The following is a 17,377-nucleotide window of genomic DNA, read 5'->3' as shown; positions in this document are numbered from 1 at the left end:
ATGCGCACCAGCAAACGGACCCAGATCCTCGAAGCCGCTACCCGTGTCGTACAACGTGAAGGCGTCAAGAGCGTCACCTTCGACTCCGTGGCCGCGGAGGCGGGGCTGACGAAGGGCGGTCTCCTGTACCACTTCGCCTCGCGCGACGACCTCGTCCGGGCGATCCACCAGCATCTGGCCGACCAGTGGGAAGCCGACCTGGTCGCGGCGGCCGGCAAGCCCGCGGCCGAGGCCACCCGGGAGGAACGGCTCGCCGCCTACACCCGGGTCGCCATCCAGAGCGCCACGCGGGCCGAGCTCCTGTTGATGCTCGAAGGCTCGACGAATCCCGCGCACGCGGCCGTGTGGGAAGCCGTGACGGAACGGTGGGCACCGTCCCCGGCGTCGGCGGCCGAGGATCCGGCCGCGCTCGACCGGTTCATCGTCCGCCTCGCGGCCGACGGCCTGTGGCTGTACGAATCCCTGACCGCGGGGCGACTGGACCCGGACATGCGGCGGGCGGTCGCCGGCCGCATCGCCGACGCCCTGACTCGCCGCGACGGCTGACCGCCGGTCATGTCGGCCTCGGCGGCTCAGTAGGCGTCGGCGGCCTCGCCCAGGGCGGCGGTGAGTCGGCCCAGGACGTCCTGCAGCCCCAGAACCTCGTCCAGGGACAGGCCGGTGGCGTCCAGCACGCCACGGGGGACCGACAGCGCGCGGTCGCGCAAGCGCGCGCCCTCGTCGGTCAGGTCGATCAGAACGGACCGTTCGTCCTCGCGGCTGCGTTCGCGCCGGACCAGTCCGGCCGTCTCCAGCCGCTTCAGCAGCGGCGAGAGGGTTCCGGAGTCCAGCTGGAGGCGCTCCCCGATGCCCTTGACCGGCTGGGGGCCGTGCTCCCACAGGACCAGCATGACCAGGTACTGCGAGTAGGTGAGGCCCAGGTCCTTGAGAGCCTGCCGGTAGAAGCCGCCGAACGCGCGCGACGCGGCGTGCAGCGAGAAGCAGACCTGGTGGTCCAGTCGCAGCAGCTCCGCGTCGGGGACGCCGGAGAGATCGGGCGATCCGCCCGGAGCAGTGGTCATGAGAACCAGCGTACCGCCGACCACGCCATTGAGTTGTGCACAATTCAGTTGTGTGCAATCTTTATTCCTGTCGCCGCGACCATCCCGGTCGGGGCTCCAGTGGAGGGTCACCACCCATGGACGCGTTGTACACCGCCGCCGCCACCGCCAACGGCCGCGAGGGCCGTGCCGTGAGCTCGGACGGTCAGATCGACCTCCCCCTCGCCATGCCTCCGGCTCTCGGCGGCAACGGCCGGGGCACCAACCCCGAGCAGCTCTTCGCCGCCGGCTACGCCGCCTGTTTCGCCAGCGCGATGGCCGCGGTCGGTCGCGAGATGAAGGTCGACACCAAGGACGCGTCCGTGACCGCCGAGGTCTCCATCGGCAAGGATGGCGACGGCTTCGGGCTCTCGGTGGTCATGCGCGTGGAACTCCCGGACACCCTCGCGGGCGAGGCCGGGCGCAAGCTGGTCGAGGCCACCCACGCCTACTGCCCGTACTCCAAAGCCACTCGGGGAAACATCGACGTCGAGCTGGTCATCGAATAGTCGCCCCGCCCCCGGTTCACCCCCTCATTCGCATCGGGACGTCACCCCTTCAAGCGGGCCAGCACCGCGCCCACCGCGCGGTGCACGGCCTCGCGCGCCCCGTCGGTCGGGTCGAGGGTCTCGAAGCCGTGACGCCCCTCCGGTACGTCGATGACCTCGACGTTCGCTCCGCAGCGGGCGGCCTCGGTCAGGAACTCCTCGACGGTCGCGGCGATTTCGGCACTCTCGCGTTCCGCCCGGACCAGCACGAGGGGAAGGCGACCGGCTCGGGAGACCGCCCGGACCGGGTGGAAACGGGTGTCGCCCAGCCCCCAGCTCGGCAGCGGCGCGAGGATCGGGTAGTTCGCGGCCACGCAGCGCAGCCACGGCGGTGGGTCCGTCAGCCATTCCGCCATGATCGGGCCGCCGCCCGAGAAGAACCACAGGACGATCCGGTCCGCGTCGACCCGCGGATCGGCGCGCACCCGCTCCACCGCGTCGGCCACGTCCGCGGCGGCCACCTCGTAGTCGGTCACGGCGTGCAGGCGGTGGTCGAGCGTCACGCCCACGACTCCCTGCCCGGCGACGTGGCGTGCGTATCCCGTCAGGGTCGGCCAGTCCCGGGGCGTGGGCCGTGCCTCGGCGGGCACCGGTCCGCCGTGCACGAACAGCACGGCCGGGTGCGGGCCCGGACCGTCCGGCAGGTACAGGTCGGTGTTCCCGGTCCGTTCGCGGGGCCTTTCGGGCACGTCGAGGAGGAACGGCCGCAGATGGGCGGGCGTACGGGAGGCGTCGGCGGCGGTCAGCCGGTGTCCCCCGCCGGACGCGGCCTCGATCAGGGTCTCGGCCAGCGCGGCGGGGCAGGACAGCATCGGCCAGTGCCCCGTGGGCAGTTCGAGGAAGGGCACCCGGGCCTCCGCCAGGGACCGGAGGGCCGGATCGCCGACGTCCACCAGGATCTGGAGCATCTCGACGCCCGGCCCGTTGCCGGTGCACAGCACCCCGGTCACGGGCACGTCGGCCACGGCTCCGGTGAGCCTCAGCGGCTGGAGCAGCGTGCCCAGCGGCTGCGGTGCCGCGAGGGCGGTGAGGCCGTCGAGCACCGCCCCGGAGAGACCCGCGGTACTCCCCCAGCGGGACCACGCGTCCCGGGCCGGGGGCGGCAGCTCACCGCCGGTCCCCCGCTCCCCGCTTCCGGCGGCGCGCTCCATCACCTCCTCGCGCAGTCGTTGGTCGGGCACTGCGGCCAGGGCGGGGACTCCGTCCCGCGGCATCCCGGCGTCCAGGTAGACGATCCGGGCGATCGCCCCGGCCCTCCGGTCGGCCGCGCCGAGCACCGGGTGGATGCCGTAGTCGTGGCCGACGAGCACGATCTCGCAGCCGGTCTCCGCCGCCACCGCGTCGATCACCGCGAGCACGTCCGCGACATGGGTCTCCAGGTCGACGGCCTCGCCGGGATCCGCGGGGCGTCCGCCGAGCGCGGTGAGCGCCACCGTTCGCACCTCGGCGCCGTCCGCGGTCAGCCGAGCGGCGGTGTCCCGCCACACATGCGGTCCGGTGAACGCCCCGGCCACCAGGATGAATACGGTCATGGTCCCTCCTCGTCACGGTGTCTCCCGCGCCCCGGCCCGATCTCCCGGCAGCGCTCGCCGTTACCGTAGGAACTCCCCCTGGTGGAGGTTCAAGTGTTCTCGTCGTACGACGGTCTGTGCACCATCGGCGAACTGGCCGAGCACACGGGCGTGAGCGTCAAGACCGTCCGCTTCTATTCGGATCGAGGGCTGCTTCCGGAGGCGTCCCGCAGCGCCGGCGGGCACCGCAGATACGCCCCGGAGGCCGTGGAGCGGCTGCGGATGATCCGCTCACTGCGCGGCCTCGACCTGCCGGTTCCCGCGGTGCGTCGCATCCTCGACGAGCAGGACGCGCAGGACGAGCGGGGCGACGGGGCCGGGGAGGGTGGTGCGTTGGAGGATGCCGTGGCCGCCCGGCTGCGCTCCCTGGGCTCCGAGCTCGCCGCGCTGCGCTGGCGGGAGGCCGCGCTCAGGCTGGTGCAGGAGAGCCCGCCGGCCGCACGGCCCGACCGGCTGCGGCTGGTCGGTGCGGTCGCCGCCCCGCCGAGCACCGCCTCGCTGGCCCGATTCTGGCGTGCGTGGCTGCCACCCCGCATGCCCGCCCGGTCGGTCACCGCGTTCCTGGAGGCGGCGGTGCCGGACCTGCCCGACGCCCCGCGGCCGGACCAGGTCCTCGCCTTCGCGCGACTGCATGCCTACGTGACCCGTCCGTGCGGCGGCGGGGGCGGTGGCGGCGGCTCCTGCCAGCCCCGGGCGCACGGCGTCGCGGGGGCCCGTGCGTCGGCCGTGCTGTACGCGGGTCTCGCCGAGGCCTACGACCTGGCGGGCGGGGAGCTGCGCCGCGATGCGGAGCCCTGTCCCGGCGAAGCGCTGGACGGGTTCGTGGACGCGTACGCGAGCACGTACGGCACCCCCGACACGGCCGCCTTCCGCCGCGTACTGGCCGGGCGGCTCGCGGCCGATCCGCGCATCGACCGCTACTGGGACCTGACGGCCGAGGTGATCAGTGCTCCCGGCGGCCGCCTTGAGCCGACTCCGGGCTCCGCGCACGACTGGCTCCTGGCCTCTCTGGGCGCACAGTTGGAGGCGATGGACGGCGTGGACGTGCGGGAGGGGCCCGGTTCCGTCGCGCCCTCGCCCGGAACGGGCGTACCGGACGGGGCGCGGGCCGTATCACCCCGGTGAGCGGGGCTGTTCGCGCTCCGCGACCACCCCGTTCAGGGACTCCCGCAGGGCCAGGGCCGCCGCGAGCGGTGTGTCGGGGAGCGCCACGTGCACGGTCCGGCGCAGGGCGGGGTCGGTGAGGGGGCGCAGGACGAGTTCGCCGGGGACCGCCGGCGCCGCCAGCGAGGGGACCAGGGCCACGCCGAGCCCGGCGACCGCGTAGCCGAACTTGCCCGCCCATTCGCCGATCCGCATGACCCTCTTCGGGGTGAAGCCCGCTCGGGCGCAGGCGTCGGCGAGCATCGTGGGGCGGTCGCCGTACGCGCTCTGGATCCAGGTCTCGTCGCGGAGTTCGTACAGGTCGACGGCCTCGGCCCCGGCCAGGGAATGTCGGCGCGGGAGGGCGACGAGCAGTTCGTCCTCGCACAGCACGGTCGTCGTGATCCCGTCGGCCGGGGGCAGGCCGTAGGGGTAGTCGCTCACGACGGCGAGGTCCAGCGTTCCGTCGGCGAGCTGCCGCATCAGCGTGCCGGTCGGGCTTTCGGCGGCCACCACCTCGATCCCGGGCCGGGCGTCCTTCAGGGCTCGTAGCGCGGCCGGCAGGAGGGCGATGTTGGCGGTGGCGAACGCGCCCGTGTGCAGCGGCCCACCGTCTCCGGCGTGCAGCACGGTGAGGTCCCGCTCGGCCCGGGCCAGCCGGTCGAGCACGTCCACCGCGTGCCGGTGCAGCACCCGCCCGGCGGGAGTGAGCCGTACACCTCGCGGGAGGCGTACGAGCAGTGGTCCGCCCGCCCGGTGTTCCAGCGCGGCGATCCGCCGGGACACCGCGGACTGCGTGTAGTTGAGCCGGGCCGCCGCCCGCGTGAACGATCCGGTCTCGGCCACGGTGACCAGCAACCGGAGCGATTCGTTCTCCCACATGTCTTCCCCCTGTCGCCGCGCCCGTCGCCCGGACACCGGCATCCTCCCCGATCGCATTCGGGTCGCGCATGGGTCCGATGCGATTCGGTCGCTGGTGTCATGTCTCGGGCAGCCATAGCGTCGGGTCCGCGGTGGCGCCGAGGGACGGTCGCGCGACCGTCCGGGCCCGCAGCTCGCTCAGCCGAGGACGCGCGGGCGCGGTGGCTTCGATCCCGAGAAGGCGGTTCATCGTGTGGCGGACCCGGAGCGAACCGGAGTTGGGGCAGCGGATCGGCACGTACCACGCCGTGGGGATCGTGGGCGCGCTCGCCCAGTTCGCGGTGCGCACCATCACCCTGCTGGTGGTCGTCATGATCGTCGCGCTGGTGTGGGTCAGGCCGAACTCCGCGCTGCTCAAGGGGGCCGTGGCCGCGACCGTGGTGCTCGTCCTGTTCGGACTGCGGCTGGTGTGGCGCTTCGTCACAGCGCGGTACGGCGGCAACCAGTGCCGGCTGCACAAGGGAGGCATCGCCGTCACCGGCCCGCTCGGCGGGGTGCGGGACGCGGTGGTGTGGCGGGAGGTGACCGGTCTGCGCAGGACGAGCAGCGCCTCCCTCCTCATGGCATCCCACCGTGTCGAGGTCGAACGGCTGAATGCACCACCCCTCACCTTCACGTCGCTGGGCCTGGAACCCGCCCTGATCGGCGTCCTGTTGCGTCTCGCCGCACGCAACGACCTGGAGTAGGCGACCGGCCCGGTCGACGCGCTCAGCCGGCGGTGCGCGGGCCGAAACGCTCGGGGTCGAGCGTCGCCAGCAGTGAGGTGACCACGAGATCGGTCGACGCGGCCATGTCCACGGATTCCGGTGACAGAAGCCACTGGACCTGGAGGCCGTCCATGACCGCGATGATGGCGTTGGCCGCGTTCTCGGTCAGGTCCTCCCGCCCGGCGGGCGGTGCACAGGCCTCGCGCAGGGCGTCCGCGACGAAGGCGCGCAGCCCGTGGTAGCGGTCACGGAAGTAGTCCTGGGCGGGGTGGTCGTCGGTGACGGACTCCGCCGAGAGCACCGCGTACAGCCGGACGATGCCCTCGCGCTCCGCGTTACGCAGGGCGGTGTTCACCAGGTGACGCAGGAAGTCCAGCCCCTCGGGACGGGCGGGGCCGAGGTGCTCGATGTCTCTCTGGTCGCGCAGTTCGAGCACGCTGGTGAGGAGAAGGGCCTTGGAGCGGAAGTAGTGCAGCACCCCCGCCTGCGTGAGGCCGACCCGGTCCGCGATCTCGGCCAGCGAGGCGTTGTTGTAACCACGGGCGGCGAAGGTGTCCATGGCGATGGCCAGGATGTCCTGCTGTCGCTGCCGGGCTTCCGGGCTGCGCGGCGTGCGGGGCTTGGCCGGACCGCGCGTCGGCCTGCCCACTGACTGGTTGCTCACCGGTTCACCTTAAGCCTGCCGGAGCCCCGGTGAAGATCTTCCGGGCAACGGGGAAGAACACCGGGACCGACTACTTACTAACCACTTAGTGGGTGTGCTTTCATGCCGTTGTCCCGCCCTCTTGTGACCGGCACGCCCGGAGCGAGGCGTCCGCCGCGCCCTCCGTCGGCCGGGGTGCAACCTGTCAGCAGGTACGAACCCAAGGAGAGCCGCAACCATGCCAAGCTCCACTCCCGCACGTTCCGGAGCGCGCGCGGCAGCCGCCGCGCTCGTCCTCGCCGTGGCCGCACTCGGCGTCGACGGCGCCGTCGGCACCGCCCGGGCAGCCGACCCGGCCGCACAGGTGTGGGTCACCACTCCCGACGGCTCCAAGAAGCTCACCCCGGAAGGGACCGTCCCCTTCACCGGGGCCCCGCAGGCGGTCGACATCCGCATCGACGCCGCCGACAAGGGCCAGAAGTTCACCGGCGCGGGGGCATCGGTGACGGGCGCGTCCGCCCATCTCCTCCAGAGCCTCCCCCAGGCTCAGCGCACCGCGGTGCTGCGGTCGCTCTTCTCCACGGAGGGCGACGGCATCGGGCTCAACTACCTTCGTCAGCCCCTGGGAAGCACCGACTTCGACGCGAACAGCAACGCGTACACGTACGAGGACACCCGGGGCGCCTTCTCCATCGACCGGGACCGGAGCCAGATCATTCCGGTACTGAAGCAGGCCACGGCCATCAACCCGGCCATCCGCTTCATGGGCTCCCCCTGGTCGCCGCCGGCCTGGATGAAGACCAACAACTCGCTCAACGGCGGAAGTCTGCGGCCCGAGCACTATCAGGCGTACGCCGACTACCTGGTCAAGGCGATCAGGGCGTACGGCCAGGAGGGCATCGCCCTCACCGACCTCACGGCGCAGAACGAGCCGGAGTTCGCGACCAGTTACCCGTCCATGAGCATGACCTCGGCTCAACAGGCGGACTTCCTGCGGGTGCTGGACGGGGCGCTCACCGCGGCGAACCTGCCGACGAACATCCTGGCCTACGACCACAACTGGGACCATCCGAACTACCCGCTCGACGTGTTCGCGCGGACGGGCGGCATCCAGCGGATCATCGGCGCCGCGTTCCACTGCTACGGCGGAGCGCCCGCCGCGCAGAAACAGATCGCCGACGCCGGGAAGCGGGTCTTCTTCACGGAGTGCTCGGGGACCGACAGCGCCAACCCGGCGACGACGTTCGGCGACACGCTCAAGTGGCACGCCGAGAACCTCGTGGTGCAGAACATGCGCAACGGCGGTGAGACGGTCATCAACTGGAACCTCGCCCTCGACCAGAACGGCGGCCCCCACCAGGGCCACTGCACCAACCGCTGCAACGGCATCGTGGAGATCAACGGCGGCCAGGTCACCCGCAACGCCGAGTTCTACGTCCTCGGCCATGTCTCCAAGTTCGTCAAGGCGGGCGCGACCCGGATCGGCTCCACCAGCCAGGACGCCGGAGGGGTGCGACACGTCGCCTTCCAGAACAGCGACGGCAGCCGCGCGGCCGTGGTCGTCAACACCGCTTCCGGAGCACAGCGGTTCTCCCTGACCGACAACGGCAGGTCGCTCGCGTACACCCTGCCCGCCGGGGCCGTCGCCACCTTCACCTGGGACGGGAGCGGTGGTACGACGGAGCCGCCCGCGGGCTCCATCGACCCCGCCGCGTGGTACCAGGTGCGGAACGCCAACAGCGGGGCCTGCCTCGACGCGGCTGACTGGGGTACGGCCGACGGCACCGCGCTGCAGCAGTGGGCCTGCGGGACCGGAGCCAACCAGGGCTGGCAGTTCCGGCCGACCGACGGCGGCCATTACCAGGTGGTGAACCGGCACAACGCGAAGGCCTGGGACGTCGACGGCGGTTCCGGGGCGACCGCCGACGGCACCAAGGTGCACCTGTGGTCGTACGGGGGCGGCGTCAACCAGCAGTGGCGGCCGGAGGCCCTGGCCGGCGGCGGGCAGTACCGCTTCGTCGCCCGCCACAGCGGCAAGTGCCTCGGTATCGACAACTCCTCGACGACCGACGGGGCCAGGCTGTCCCAGCAGCCCTGCTCCGGCTCCCCGGCCCAGGCGTTCACCCTGACCCGCTGACGCGGACGACCGGGACCGCGGCGGCTCCCTGACGGGGGACGCCGCGGTGCGCGTCCTCAGCGACTCCCCCGTCAGGCGTGCCGCGCGAGCCAGTCGGCGTAGCGGGTGGGGGCGATGCGGGCGTCGCCCCTCGGGGTGAGGACGTCGCCGTTGACGGCGGCGAACATTCCGGCGGTGTCGTCGGTGGTCACCGAGCGGCTGTCGCCCTTGGCGCGGAGTGTGATGAGGCCCAGTTCGTCCAACGGGTAGGCGTCGGGCCCGGCGAGGTCGACGGTGCCCTGGAGCGGTGCGCCGGCCGCGACCTCGGCGACGGTGGCGGCGACGTCGGCGGCGGCGACCGGCTGGAGTCGCGTGCGCGGAAGGCGGACGGTGTCGTCGTCGGCGGTCCAGGAGAGGACCGCGTCCAGGAACTCCATGAACTGGGTGGCGCGAACGATGGAGTACGGCACGGGGCCGGCCCGCAGGATCTCTTCCTGGAGCGTCTTGGCCCGGTAGTAGTCCAGTTCGGGCACCTGGTCGACCCCGACGATCGACAGGACGACGAAGTGCCCGACGTCCGCCTTCCGGGCGGCGGCGACGAGGTTGTCCATCGAGGTACGGAAGAACGCCGGCGAGGCGTCGTCGAACGTGGGCGAGTTGGTCAGGTTGACGACCACGTCCGCACCGGCGAGTGCGGCGTCGAGCCCTTCGCCGGTGATCACGTCCACCCCGGTGGACAGGGAGTGGGGTACAGCGCGGTGACCGGCCGCGTCGAGATCCCGCACCACCTGGGATCCGATCAGTCCGGTTCCGCCGATGACAGCGATGTGCATGGCCCTGCCCTTCCTCGATGGCGTGTCCCGTCCGGCTCCCGGGGAGGGCGTCACCGCCACCCCCGCACCGAACGCGGACATCTTCTGTCCGAAACACTACTCGGACAGCTGCTATCCGGGTATCGGTGGCCGTGGATTAGAGTGAAGAAGTGAAAATGTCTGGTGGCGTCGAATGGGCACTGCACTGCTGCGTCGTGCTGACCTCGACGGAGGAACCCGCGCCGGCCGCGCGGCTGGCGGAGCTGCACGACGTCTCGCCCAGCTATCTCGCCAAGCAGTTGCAGGCCCTGTCGCGGGCCGGACTCGTCCAGTCGGTCCAGGGCAAGGCGGGCGGCTACGTCCTCACCCGTTCACCGGCGCTCATCACCGTGCTCGACGTCGTCGAGGCGGTCGACGGCCCGGGGCCCGCCTTCGTCTGCACCGAGATCCGGCAGCGCGGCCCGATGGCCACTCCCCCGGAGTCCTGCACCGCCCCCTGCGCCATCAACCGCGCCATGGGCCGGGCCGAGGCCGCCTGGCGCGAGGCCCTCCGCTCGATCACCGTCGCCGACCTCGCCGCCGACGTCACCTCCGACTACGGACCCGGCGCACTGGGCGGCATCAGCGCGTGGCTGACCCCGTCCGACACCTAGGGCGTGTCCGCAAAGTATCGTCGTCCGCCCTCTGGGCGGGGCCCGCGGCGTCTGGTGCGTGCTCTCGCAAGGCGCCGGAGTGTCCTAGTAGCGGAGCTACTCGGGCATTTCGGCAACGCCGCGAGAGTGCGTGCCAGGCGTCGTGGGCCAGACGAGACTTTGCGGACACGACCTAGGGCTTCTCGTTCGGATCACGTCGGGCTCGCGGGGTCCGGGACGCGCGCCCGCACTTACACCGACACCGACACCGACACCGACACCGACAGGATCGCGCGCGCCGCACACCGCTTACGCCCCACGCGCCCTCATATGCTTCGCCTTCTGCCAGTTCGCCCGCTTCAGGAGGTCCCGTGCCGGCCCGCGCCATGTACTGCTGCACATGCGATTCCGATGAGCAGCACCGCCCTCTCACCACCGACGAGAAGACCTGGCTCCGCGGCCGGACGGGCCGCCGGAGCGTCGACGAGTTCTTCATGTGCAAGGCGCCGACCTGCCGCAATGTGCGCAGCGGATTCAACAAGCGCCCGTTCGACCCCTTGATCCGCGTCCCCCTGCCCGACTGACCCCGGCCCAGCACGGCTCCGCGCGCAGGACCGGCGACACGACCCTTGTCAGTATCCAGAATCCTGTTTACTGTTTGATTCGTGAACGACCTCGACGACCGCCTCCTCACGCGCAACGGCCTCGCCGCCCGGCAGCTGGCCGTCCTGCTCCTGCATCACGAGCCGGACACCCGGCTGCCCCGTGTGCGCGACTTCGCCGAGGAGCTGGGCTGCGGCAACGGAACCGTCCAGGCGGCCCTCCAGCTGCTGGAGGAGGCCGGAGCGATCTCCACGACCGCGCGCGGCCACCTGGGGACCTTCCTGGTCCGTTCGGACCGCACCGTCCTGTGGCGGCTGTCCGGCCTCGGCACCCTGCTCGCGGCCATGCCGCTCCCCTACTCCCGCAGGTACGAGGGGCTGGCGACCGGACTCCGCAGCGCCTTCGAGGAGGCGGGCGCACCGTTCGCGATCACGTTCATGCGGGGCGCCGGAGCCCGCACCGCCGCCCTGCTGGAGGGCAAGGTCGACCTGGTGGTGCTGTCGCGCTTCGCCGCCGACCAGCTGATCGCCGAGCATCCGGTGGAGCTGGTGGCCGACCTCGGCCCCGCCACGTACGTCGGCGCGCACGGCATGCTCGTACGGCACGGGGCGGACCTGTCCGCACCGGGGCTCCGGGTGGCGATCGATCACGCCTCGGAGGATCTCCGCATGCTCGTGGAGCGGGTGTTCGCCGGCCGGGAGGACATCGAATGGCGGGAGGCGTCCTACATGCAACTGCACGACCTGTTCGCACGGAACGAGGTGGACGCGACCGTCTGGAACCTCGACGAGGCGCAGGACCGGCTCGGGCTCGGCGTCGATGTGGTGCCGCTCGGCGACGAGGTCACCCGGGAGCTGGCCCTGCGCAACTCCACCGCCGCCGTGATCGGCCGGACCGAGGGAGCCAAGGCGCTCGCCGCCGTCCGCGAGTCGCTCGACCTGTCGACGGTGACGCGGCTGCAGAGTGAGGTGCTGCGCGGGGAACGCGTCCCCTCGTACTGACCCGACGGCCCGGCGCGCCGCGACGCGGATCTCCCGGAGCGCCGCACACCCTGAAAATACAGAATCCTGGTTATTGTTGATTGAGGAGGACCATCATGGACGACCAGCTCGCACTGCGGATCCAGCTGTTCCGCGAAGGCGGTCAGGTCAAACCCGAGGTGGCCGACTTCGTCGCCGCCGAGCTCGCCGCCCTGGAAGCCGAGGGACACCTTGTCACCGAGGCGACGGCATCCATGCTGACCAGCCATCTCATGATGGCCATCGGCCGTCTGCTGAACGGTGAGCCGATCGAGCAGTTCCTCACCGACGACCAGATCGCCGCCGAGCTGGCGGACCACCCGGAAGCGGTCGCGCGCGCCCGGGCCGTCGCCGCACGGGCCGAGCGGGAGCTCGGGGCCGCTCTCCCCGGATCCGAGATCAACTTCCTCGGCATGCACCTGGCCGTACTGGCCCGGAATTCCCCGCCCGCCCCCACGTCCTGACCGGTCCCAGCCTCTTCTCCCGTACATCCCCTCTCCGTGGCTCACCCCGCGGGAACACGCAGAAAGCAGAACAGCCATGACGAAGATCCTCACCGGTGGAGTCGGCAAGGTCGAGGTCACTCAGGCCATCGGCAGCCTCGGCATCGACTCCCTCGACGTCGTCCCCTCCAGCGACATGGACGCCGCGATGAAGCTGCGGGTCGGCCAGGCCGACTACTACCTGGGCACCTGCCACACCGGCGCCGGAGCGTCGCTGGGCGTGCTCGTGGGCCTCCTGGGCAGCGCCTTCTGCCACACCTTCGGCCGGAGCGTCCCCTCCGAGGACGCGATCGCCGCGCTGCTCGCCGACGGCAAGAAGGCCTTCGGCTTCTCGATGGACCAGATCGACGTCATCGCCCCGCTGATGGCCCGCGCCATCGCGGCCCGCGGCTGATCCCAGCCTCTTTCTCATCGTCCCGGGCACCAAGGAGTGACTCGTGAGCACCACTCTCGCCGCCGGCGCGGAACTCGACTTCTCGCTGGCCCAGCAACTGACCGTGATAGCCCTCTGCGCGCTCACGGCGTTCATCGCGCACATGGCGCTGGCCGTCTTCAACGACGGCGTGCGTCCCTTCCTGCTGGACTTCATCCAGGGGCGCACCACCCGCAGCGCGACCACGGCCGTCTCCTTCGGGCTCTCCGCCGGGTTCATCTTCGGGCTCGGCGCGCCGATGGCCCTGTCCACCGGTGTGCTGAACCCGTGGCTGCTCTTCCTGCCCACGGACATCCTCGGGATGCTGTCACCGAAGAAGTGGCTAGCCCCGATCCTCGGCGGCGCGTGGGGCGCGGTGGTCGTCTTCGGACTGAACGGCGCCAACAACATCGCCCATGACCTCCCGGTCGACTTCCTGACCGCGATGCAGCAGATGTCCACGCCGATCCTGTTCCTGTTCACGCTCTTCCCCGTGCTCGCCATCACCAAGCAGTTCGGCCGCAAGTGGGGCGGCATCGCGGGCGTCCTCGAACTGGCCCTGGTCGTCATGACGATGAAGCTGTGGCCCACCATGTTCGCCGGGGCGCTGGCCATGGCGGTGGGCGTGCTGATGCTCATCGGCCTCGCCGTCTCCAAGGACCTGCGGCAGCGCCGGGCCGACCGGGCGGCGGGCGTCGTGGAGGAGGTGACCGGGGACGACCCGATGGCGTCCCTCTTCAGCGCCAGCGCGACCCGGCTGCGGAAGTACCTGCCGCTGTTCATGCTGCTCGGCGCGGGGGTGTGCGTCCTCGCCCAGATGCACATATTCGGCGGCGGCGAGGCGACCAGCTTCCTGATCGCGAAGGGGCAGTACGCCGAGGCGGCACAGGTCGACTTCTACCGCGTCTTCGGCTTCATCCCGCTGATCGCGACCACCGCCCTGGCGTCCGGCGCGTACGGCATCGCGGGCTTCACCCTGGTGTACCCCATCGGGTACCTCATGCCGAACCCCTTCCTGGCCGCCGTCGTCGGTGCGCTCGTGTTCGCCGTCGAGGTGCTGGCCCTCTCCTGGATCGGCAAGGTGCTCGGCAAGCTGCCGAGCGTCCGGGACTCCTCGGAGCACCTGCGCAGCGCCATCGGGGACACTCTCCAGCTCGCGATCCTGTTCGGTTCGCTCATGGCCGCCAACGCCATGGGGGGTGGGCTCGGCATCCTCGTCGTCGGCGGGCTCTACCTGCTGAACGAGTCGATGGGCCGGCCCGTCGTGAGGATGGCCGCGGCCCCGGCGGCCGTGATCATCGGCGGTGTCCTCCTCAACATCCTGTACTGGCTCGACCTGTTCACGCCGGTCAAGGGCTGAGGCCCGAACGGATCCGGCCGCGCCGTACACGGAGAAGGAAGCCCCACGATGAACCACCCCGCACCGCACACCCTGCGCACCGTCACCGGTGGGCTCCTGGCCGCTTCGGTACGCGGCCCCGCCCTCGCCCACGAGCACCTCGTCCTCGATCTGGACCGCGTGGGCGACGGCGCGGCCGTCCTCGGACCGGAACGCCACGCGGCGGCCGTGACCGCCGAGCTCCTCGCACTGCGCGAAAAGTACGGCCTCGCCCTGGTCGTCGAGCTGACCTGCCGGGGCATGGGGCGCGACATCCGCGCGCTGTCCCGGATCGCCCGGGAGACCGGTGTCGCCGTCGTCGCGGCGACCGGCTGGTACTACGAGCCGTTCCACACGCCGGAGATCGACGCCCTCGACGTGGCGGCGCTCACCGGCATCCTCGTCCGGGAGATCGAGGACGGCATCGACGGAAGCGGCGTCCGGCCCGGCGTCCTCGGGGAGATCGGCAGCCACGGCGACGTACCGACCGCCGCCGAGGCCAAGGTTCTGCGGGCCGGCGCACGCGCCGCGCTCGCCACCGGCCTCTCCGTCGCCACCCACGCCCAGCTCGGCCGGGGCGGCCTCGCCCAGCTGGAGCTGCTCACCGGTGAGTGCCTGCCCGCCCACCGCGTGAGCATCGGGCACCAGGACCTCCTGGACGACCCCGGCGTCCACCGGGAGCTGGCGGCGAGCGGGGCGTACGTCGCGTTCGACACCGTGGGCAAGACCGCGTACCAGAGCGACGAGACCCGGCTGCGGCTGCTGCTCGCGCTGCTGGAGGCGGGCCACGCGGACCGGGCCCTGCTCAGCTGCGACATCTCCCGCCACGGCTATCTGCGCGACGAGGGCGGCCAGGGGTACGGGCACCTCTTCGCGAGCTTCCTGCCCCGGCTGCGGGCGGCCGGGGCCGACGACGACCTGATCGACCTGCTGACCCGCCGCAATCCGGTGCGCTTCCTGACCGGCGCGACCGTGGAGGAGAACTGACATGAGCCCCGCACCCCCGCCCGCGCTCCCCGCGACCTTTCCGCTGCCGACCGTGGCTCTGGAGGACGCCGCGGCAAGGCAGTTCCGGCTGCTGGAGGCCACCGCCGCGCACTTCGAGGGCGAGCAGTTGTTCTCCGCCGACGCGGGAGTCGTCCCCGGCCTCGGCCGGCCCCGCACCACCGCCCGCGTCGAGGCGGTCCTGGCCGACTTCTTCGGCGCCGAGGACGCCGCCCTCGTACAGGGCGCGGGCACCGGGGCGATCCGGGCCGCCCTCAACGCCGTCGTTCGGGCGGGCGACGATCTGCTGATCCACCGGGCCCCGGTCTACCGCACCACCGAGGTCACTTTCCGGGGCATCGGCGTGCGCACCACGGAGGCGGACTTCAACGACCGGGCGGCGCTCGACGCCGCCCTGGCGTCCGGGCGGTTCCGGTGGGCGTACGTCCAGCACACCCGGCAGCGGCTGGCCGACTCCTACGATCCGGCCGAGGTCATCGGCGCCTGCCGGGCGGCCGGGGTCCGCACGATCGTGGACGACAACTACGCCGTCATGCGCACCCCCGCCGCCGGGGTCGAACTGGGTGCCGACGCCTCCTGCTTCTCGCTGTTCAAACTCCACGGGCCCGAGGGCGTCGGCCTGGTCGTGGGCGCCCGCGACCTGGTCGAGGGTGTCCGGCGTGCCAACTACTCCGGCGGCGGGCAGGTCCAGGGCCACCAGGCGCTGGACGCGCTGCGCGCCCTCACCCACGTACCGCTCCTGTGGGCCGTGCAGTCCCGGGTGGGGGCCGAGGTCGCCGAACGGCTCGCGGCCGGAGAGGTGGACGGGGTGGCGGAGGTGCGTGTCGCCAACGCCCAGGACCGCTGCCTGCTGATCCGCCTGGACCGGCCCGTCGCCGCGGAACTGCCGTCCGTCGCCGCACGGTTCGGTGCCGCGCCGTATCCCGTCGGGTCCAACTCGCGCTACGAGATCGCGCCGCTCTTCTACCGGATGTCCAGCTCCGCCCTGGACGACGCCCCGGAGCTGGCCGACTGGACCGTGCGCGTCAACCCGATGCGGGCCGGCGCGGACCTCGTCATCGACATCCTGCGCCGCTCGCTCGCCGCGATGGCCGACCCGAAGGACCGCTGACCGTGTTTCTCGACACCGTGCTCACCCGTAACCCCGAGCTCGTCGACGCCGCGGCCGCCCTGCACCGGCGGGGCGAGATCCCGCCCGACACCTATGTGATGGACCTCGACGCCGTCGAGGCCAACGCCGCAGCTCTGGCGGCCGAGGCCGAACGCCTCGGTATCGGGCTGTGGTTCGTCGTCAAGCAGATCGGCCGCAACCCCGAACTGATCCGGGCCGTCGCCCGGCACATCCCCCGCTCCGCCGCCATCGACCCGGCCGAGGCCCGGACCCTGCACGCGGCCGGGGCCAGGCCGGGCAACCTCGGCCACCTCGTCCAGATCCCCCGGCGGGCCCTGCCCGGCATGCTGGCGTGGCGGCCGGAGAACGTCACGGTCTTTGATCTGGCCAACGCCCGTGCCGTCTCGGACGCGGCCCGGGAGCTGGGCTTCGTCCAGGACGTCCTGATCCGGCTCGAAGGGGCCGAGGGCACCGTCTACCCCGGCCAGGAGGGCGGTGTTCCGCTGGAGCGGCTGGACGTCTTCGCCGAGGCCGCCGAGGCGCTTCCGGGCATCCGGATCGCGGGCGTCACCGCCTTCCCGTGCGTGCTCTGCGACCCGGAGTCAGGGCAGCCCGCCGCCACGGCCACCTTCGACCTGGCGCTCAAGGCCCGCGAACTCCTCGCCGCGCGCGGCCACCTGGACCTGAGGCTCAGCGCGCCCAGCGCCACCTCGGTGGCGTCCCTCCCGCTGCTCGCCGAGCGCGGGGCCACGCACGGGGAGCCGGGCCACGCCCTCACCGGCACCACCCCGCTGCACGCCCTGGACCCGGCCCAGCCCGAGAAACCGGCGTACGTGTACGTCAGCGAGGTCGCCCACACCCTCGACGACGGGCGCCCGGCCCTGTTCGGCGGCGGCTTCTACGCGCGCTCCCACATCCGCGGCGCCCTCCTGCCACGCACCGGCGCGCGTCTGGGCGTGCAGGACGCCCCCGCCGAGAACATCGACTACTACCGGCTGCTCGACGCGCCCCCGTCCGGCTCGGACCTCCGGCTGGGCGACACCGCGCTGCTCGCCTTCCGCACCCAGATCTTCGTCACCCGCTCGACCGTCGCCGTCGTCTCCGGACTCGCCTCCGGCAGGCCCCGGCTGAACGGGCTCTACGACGCCCACGGCCGAGCCCTGTAAGGAGCTGT

Annotated in this window: 19 protein-coding genes; 14 read left to right on the top strand and 5 right to left on the bottom strand. The window is 72.0% G+C overall.

What is annotated here, in order from left to right; genetic code table 11:
* The gene (locus tag ACIQRW_RS33195) at positions 1-546 is read left to right on the top strand and encodes a TetR/AcrR family transcriptional regulator (RefSeq protein WP_403767603.1); all 546 of its coding nucleotides are present in this window, start codon (positions 1-3) and stop codon (positions 544-546) included.
* Between the two features lie 26 nt (positions 547-572).
* Here the strand turns inward: ACIQRW_RS33195 and ACIQRW_RS33190 are convergent, their stop codons facing one another.
* Positions 573-1,061 carry a MarR family winged helix-turn-helix transcriptional regulator gene (locus ACIQRW_RS33190; protein ID WP_403767600.1) on the bottom strand — a complete coding sequence of 163 codons (489 nt, stop codon included), beginning with the start codon at positions 1,059-1,061 and terminating at the stop codon, positions 573-575.
* Between the two features lie 116 nt (positions 1,062-1,177).
* Here ACIQRW_RS33190 and ACIQRW_RS33185 point away from each other — a divergent pair, with 116 nt between their 5' ends.
* Positions 1,178-1,588, top strand: a complete 411-nt coding sequence (locus ACIQRW_RS33185) for an Ohr family peroxiredoxin (protein WP_215103269.1) — start codon at positions 1,178-1,180, stop codon at positions 1,586-1,588.
* Between the two features lie 41 nt (positions 1,589-1,629).
* Here ACIQRW_RS33185 and ACIQRW_RS33180 read toward each other — a convergent pair whose 3' ends face one another.
* Entirely contained in the window at positions 1,630-3,159 is a 1,530-nt protein-coding gene (locus ACIQRW_RS33180; RefSeq protein WP_403767597.1) for an alpha/beta fold hydrolase, read from the bottom strand.
* 93 nt (positions 3,160-3,252) lie between these two features.
* Here ACIQRW_RS33180 and ACIQRW_RS33175 point away from each other — a divergent pair, with 93 nt between their 5' ends.
* Positions 3,253-4,323: a MerR family transcriptional regulator gene (locus ACIQRW_RS33175; RefSeq protein ID WP_403767728.1), complete on the top strand. Its 1,071-nt coding sequence runs from the start codon at positions 3,253-3,255 to the stop codon at positions 4,321-4,323.
* Here the strand turns inward: ACIQRW_RS33175 and ACIQRW_RS33170 are convergent.
* On the bottom strand, positions 4,312-5,223 hold the full coding sequence (locus ACIQRW_RS33170; RefSeq protein WP_403767594.1) for a LysR family transcriptional regulator: 912 nt from the start codon (positions 5,221-5,223) through the stop codon (positions 4,312-4,314). The genes ACIQRW_RS33175 and ACIQRW_RS33170 overlap by 12 nt on opposite strands.
* 230 nt (positions 5,224-5,453) lie before the next feature.
* Here ACIQRW_RS33170 and ACIQRW_RS33165 point away from each other — a divergent pair, with 230 nt between their 5' ends.
* Complete coding sequence (locus ACIQRW_RS33165) at positions 5,454-5,948, top strand: hypothetical protein (protein WP_403767591.1); 495 nt, start codon at positions 5,454-5,456, stop codon at positions 5,946-5,948.
* A gap of 22 nt (positions 5,949-5,970) precedes the next feature.
* Here the strand turns inward: ACIQRW_RS33165 and ACIQRW_RS33160 are convergent, their stop codons facing one another.
* On the bottom strand, positions 5,971-6,633 hold the full coding sequence (locus ACIQRW_RS33160; protein WP_403767588.1) for a TetR/AcrR family transcriptional regulator: 663 nt from the start codon (positions 6,631-6,633) through the stop codon (positions 5,971-5,973).
* A 217-nt stretch (positions 6,634-6,850) separates the two neighbouring features.
* On the opposite strand from ACIQRW_RS33160, the gene ACIQRW_RS33155 reads away from it, so the two are divergent.
* Positions 6,851-8,749, top strand: a complete 1,899-nt coding sequence (locus tag ACIQRW_RS33155) for an RICIN domain-containing protein (protein WP_403767585.1) — start codon at positions 6,851-6,853, stop codon at positions 8,747-8,749.
* A gap of 71 nt (positions 8,750-8,820) precedes the next feature.
* Here ACIQRW_RS33155 and ACIQRW_RS33150 read toward each other — a convergent pair whose 3' ends face one another.
* Entirely contained in the window at positions 8,821-9,561 is a 741-nt protein-coding gene (locus ACIQRW_RS33150; protein WP_403767582.1) for an SDR family oxidoreductase, read from the bottom strand.
* A 155-nt stretch (positions 9,562-9,716) separates the two neighbouring features.
* On the opposite strand from ACIQRW_RS33150, the gene ACIQRW_RS33145 reads away from it, so the two are divergent.
* The 9 genes from ACIQRW_RS33145 to ACIQRW_RS33105 all read left to right on the top strand — a co-directional run bounded on the left by ACIQRW_RS33145 (position 9,717) and on the right by ACIQRW_RS33105 (position 17,369).
* Entirely contained in the window at positions 9,717-10,193 is a 477-nt protein-coding gene (locus ACIQRW_RS33145) for an RrF2 family transcriptional regulator (RefSeq protein WP_403767579.1), read from the top strand.
* 350 nt (positions 10,194-10,543) lie between these two features.
* Positions 10,544-10,756 carry a hypothetical protein gene (locus ACIQRW_RS33140; RefSeq protein WP_403767576.1) on the top strand — a complete coding sequence of 71 codons (213 nt, stop codon included), beginning with the start codon at positions 10,544-10,546 and terminating at the stop codon, positions 10,754-10,756.
* A gap of 81 nt (positions 10,757-10,837) precedes the next feature.
* Positions 10,838-11,776 carry a GntR family transcriptional regulator YhfZ gene (yhfZ, locus tag ACIQRW_RS33135; protein ID WP_403767573.1) on the top strand — a complete coding sequence of 313 codons (939 nt, stop codon included), beginning with the start codon at positions 10,838-10,840 and terminating at the stop codon, positions 11,774-11,776.
* Between the two features lie 95 nt (positions 11,777-11,871).
* Positions 11,872-12,258: a PRD domain-containing protein gene (locus tag ACIQRW_RS33130; RefSeq protein ID WP_403767570.1), complete on the top strand. Its 387-nt coding sequence runs from the start codon at positions 11,872-11,874 to the stop codon at positions 12,256-12,258.
* 76 nt (positions 12,259-12,334) lie between these two features.
* Positions 12,335-12,691 carry a DUF2620 domain-containing protein gene (locus ACIQRW_RS33125; protein WP_403767567.1) on the top strand — a complete coding sequence of 119 codons (357 nt, stop codon included), beginning with the start codon at positions 12,335-12,337 and terminating at the stop codon, positions 12,689-12,691.
* 43 nt (positions 12,692-12,734) lie between these two features.
* Positions 12,735-14,069 (top strand): YhfT family protein, encoded by a 1,335-nt coding sequence (locus tag ACIQRW_RS33120; protein ID WP_403767564.1) that lies wholly within the window; start codon positions 12,735-12,737, stop codon positions 14,067-14,069.
* A gap of 48 nt (positions 14,070-14,117) precedes the next feature.
* Positions 14,118-15,074 (top strand): phosphotriesterase, encoded by a 957-nt coding sequence (locus ACIQRW_RS33115; RefSeq protein WP_403767561.1) that lies wholly within the window; start codon positions 14,118-14,120, stop codon positions 15,072-15,074.
* A gap of 1 nt (position 15,075) precedes the next feature.
* Positions 15,076-16,203: an aminotransferase class V-fold PLP-dependent enzyme gene (locus ACIQRW_RS33110; RefSeq protein WP_403767558.1), complete on the top strand. Its 1,128-nt coding sequence runs from the start codon at positions 15,076-15,078 to the stop codon at positions 16,201-16,203.
* Between the two features lie 2 nt (positions 16,204-16,205).
* Entirely contained in the window at positions 16,206-17,369 is a 1,164-nt protein-coding gene (locus tag ACIQRW_RS33105; RefSeq protein ID WP_403767555.1) for a YhfX family PLP-dependent enzyme, read from the top strand.
* Positions 17,370-17,377 lie beyond the last annotated feature (8 nt).

The organism is Streptomyces sp. NPDC091287 (genome assembly GCF_044768525.1).
In the GTDB taxonomy this organism is placed as follows: Bacteria; Actinomycetota; Actinomycetes; order Streptomycetales; family Streptomycetaceae; genus Streptomyces.
Note: the sequence above shows the minus strand (reverse complement) of the source record. Positions and strands in the feature narration are given on the sequence as shown.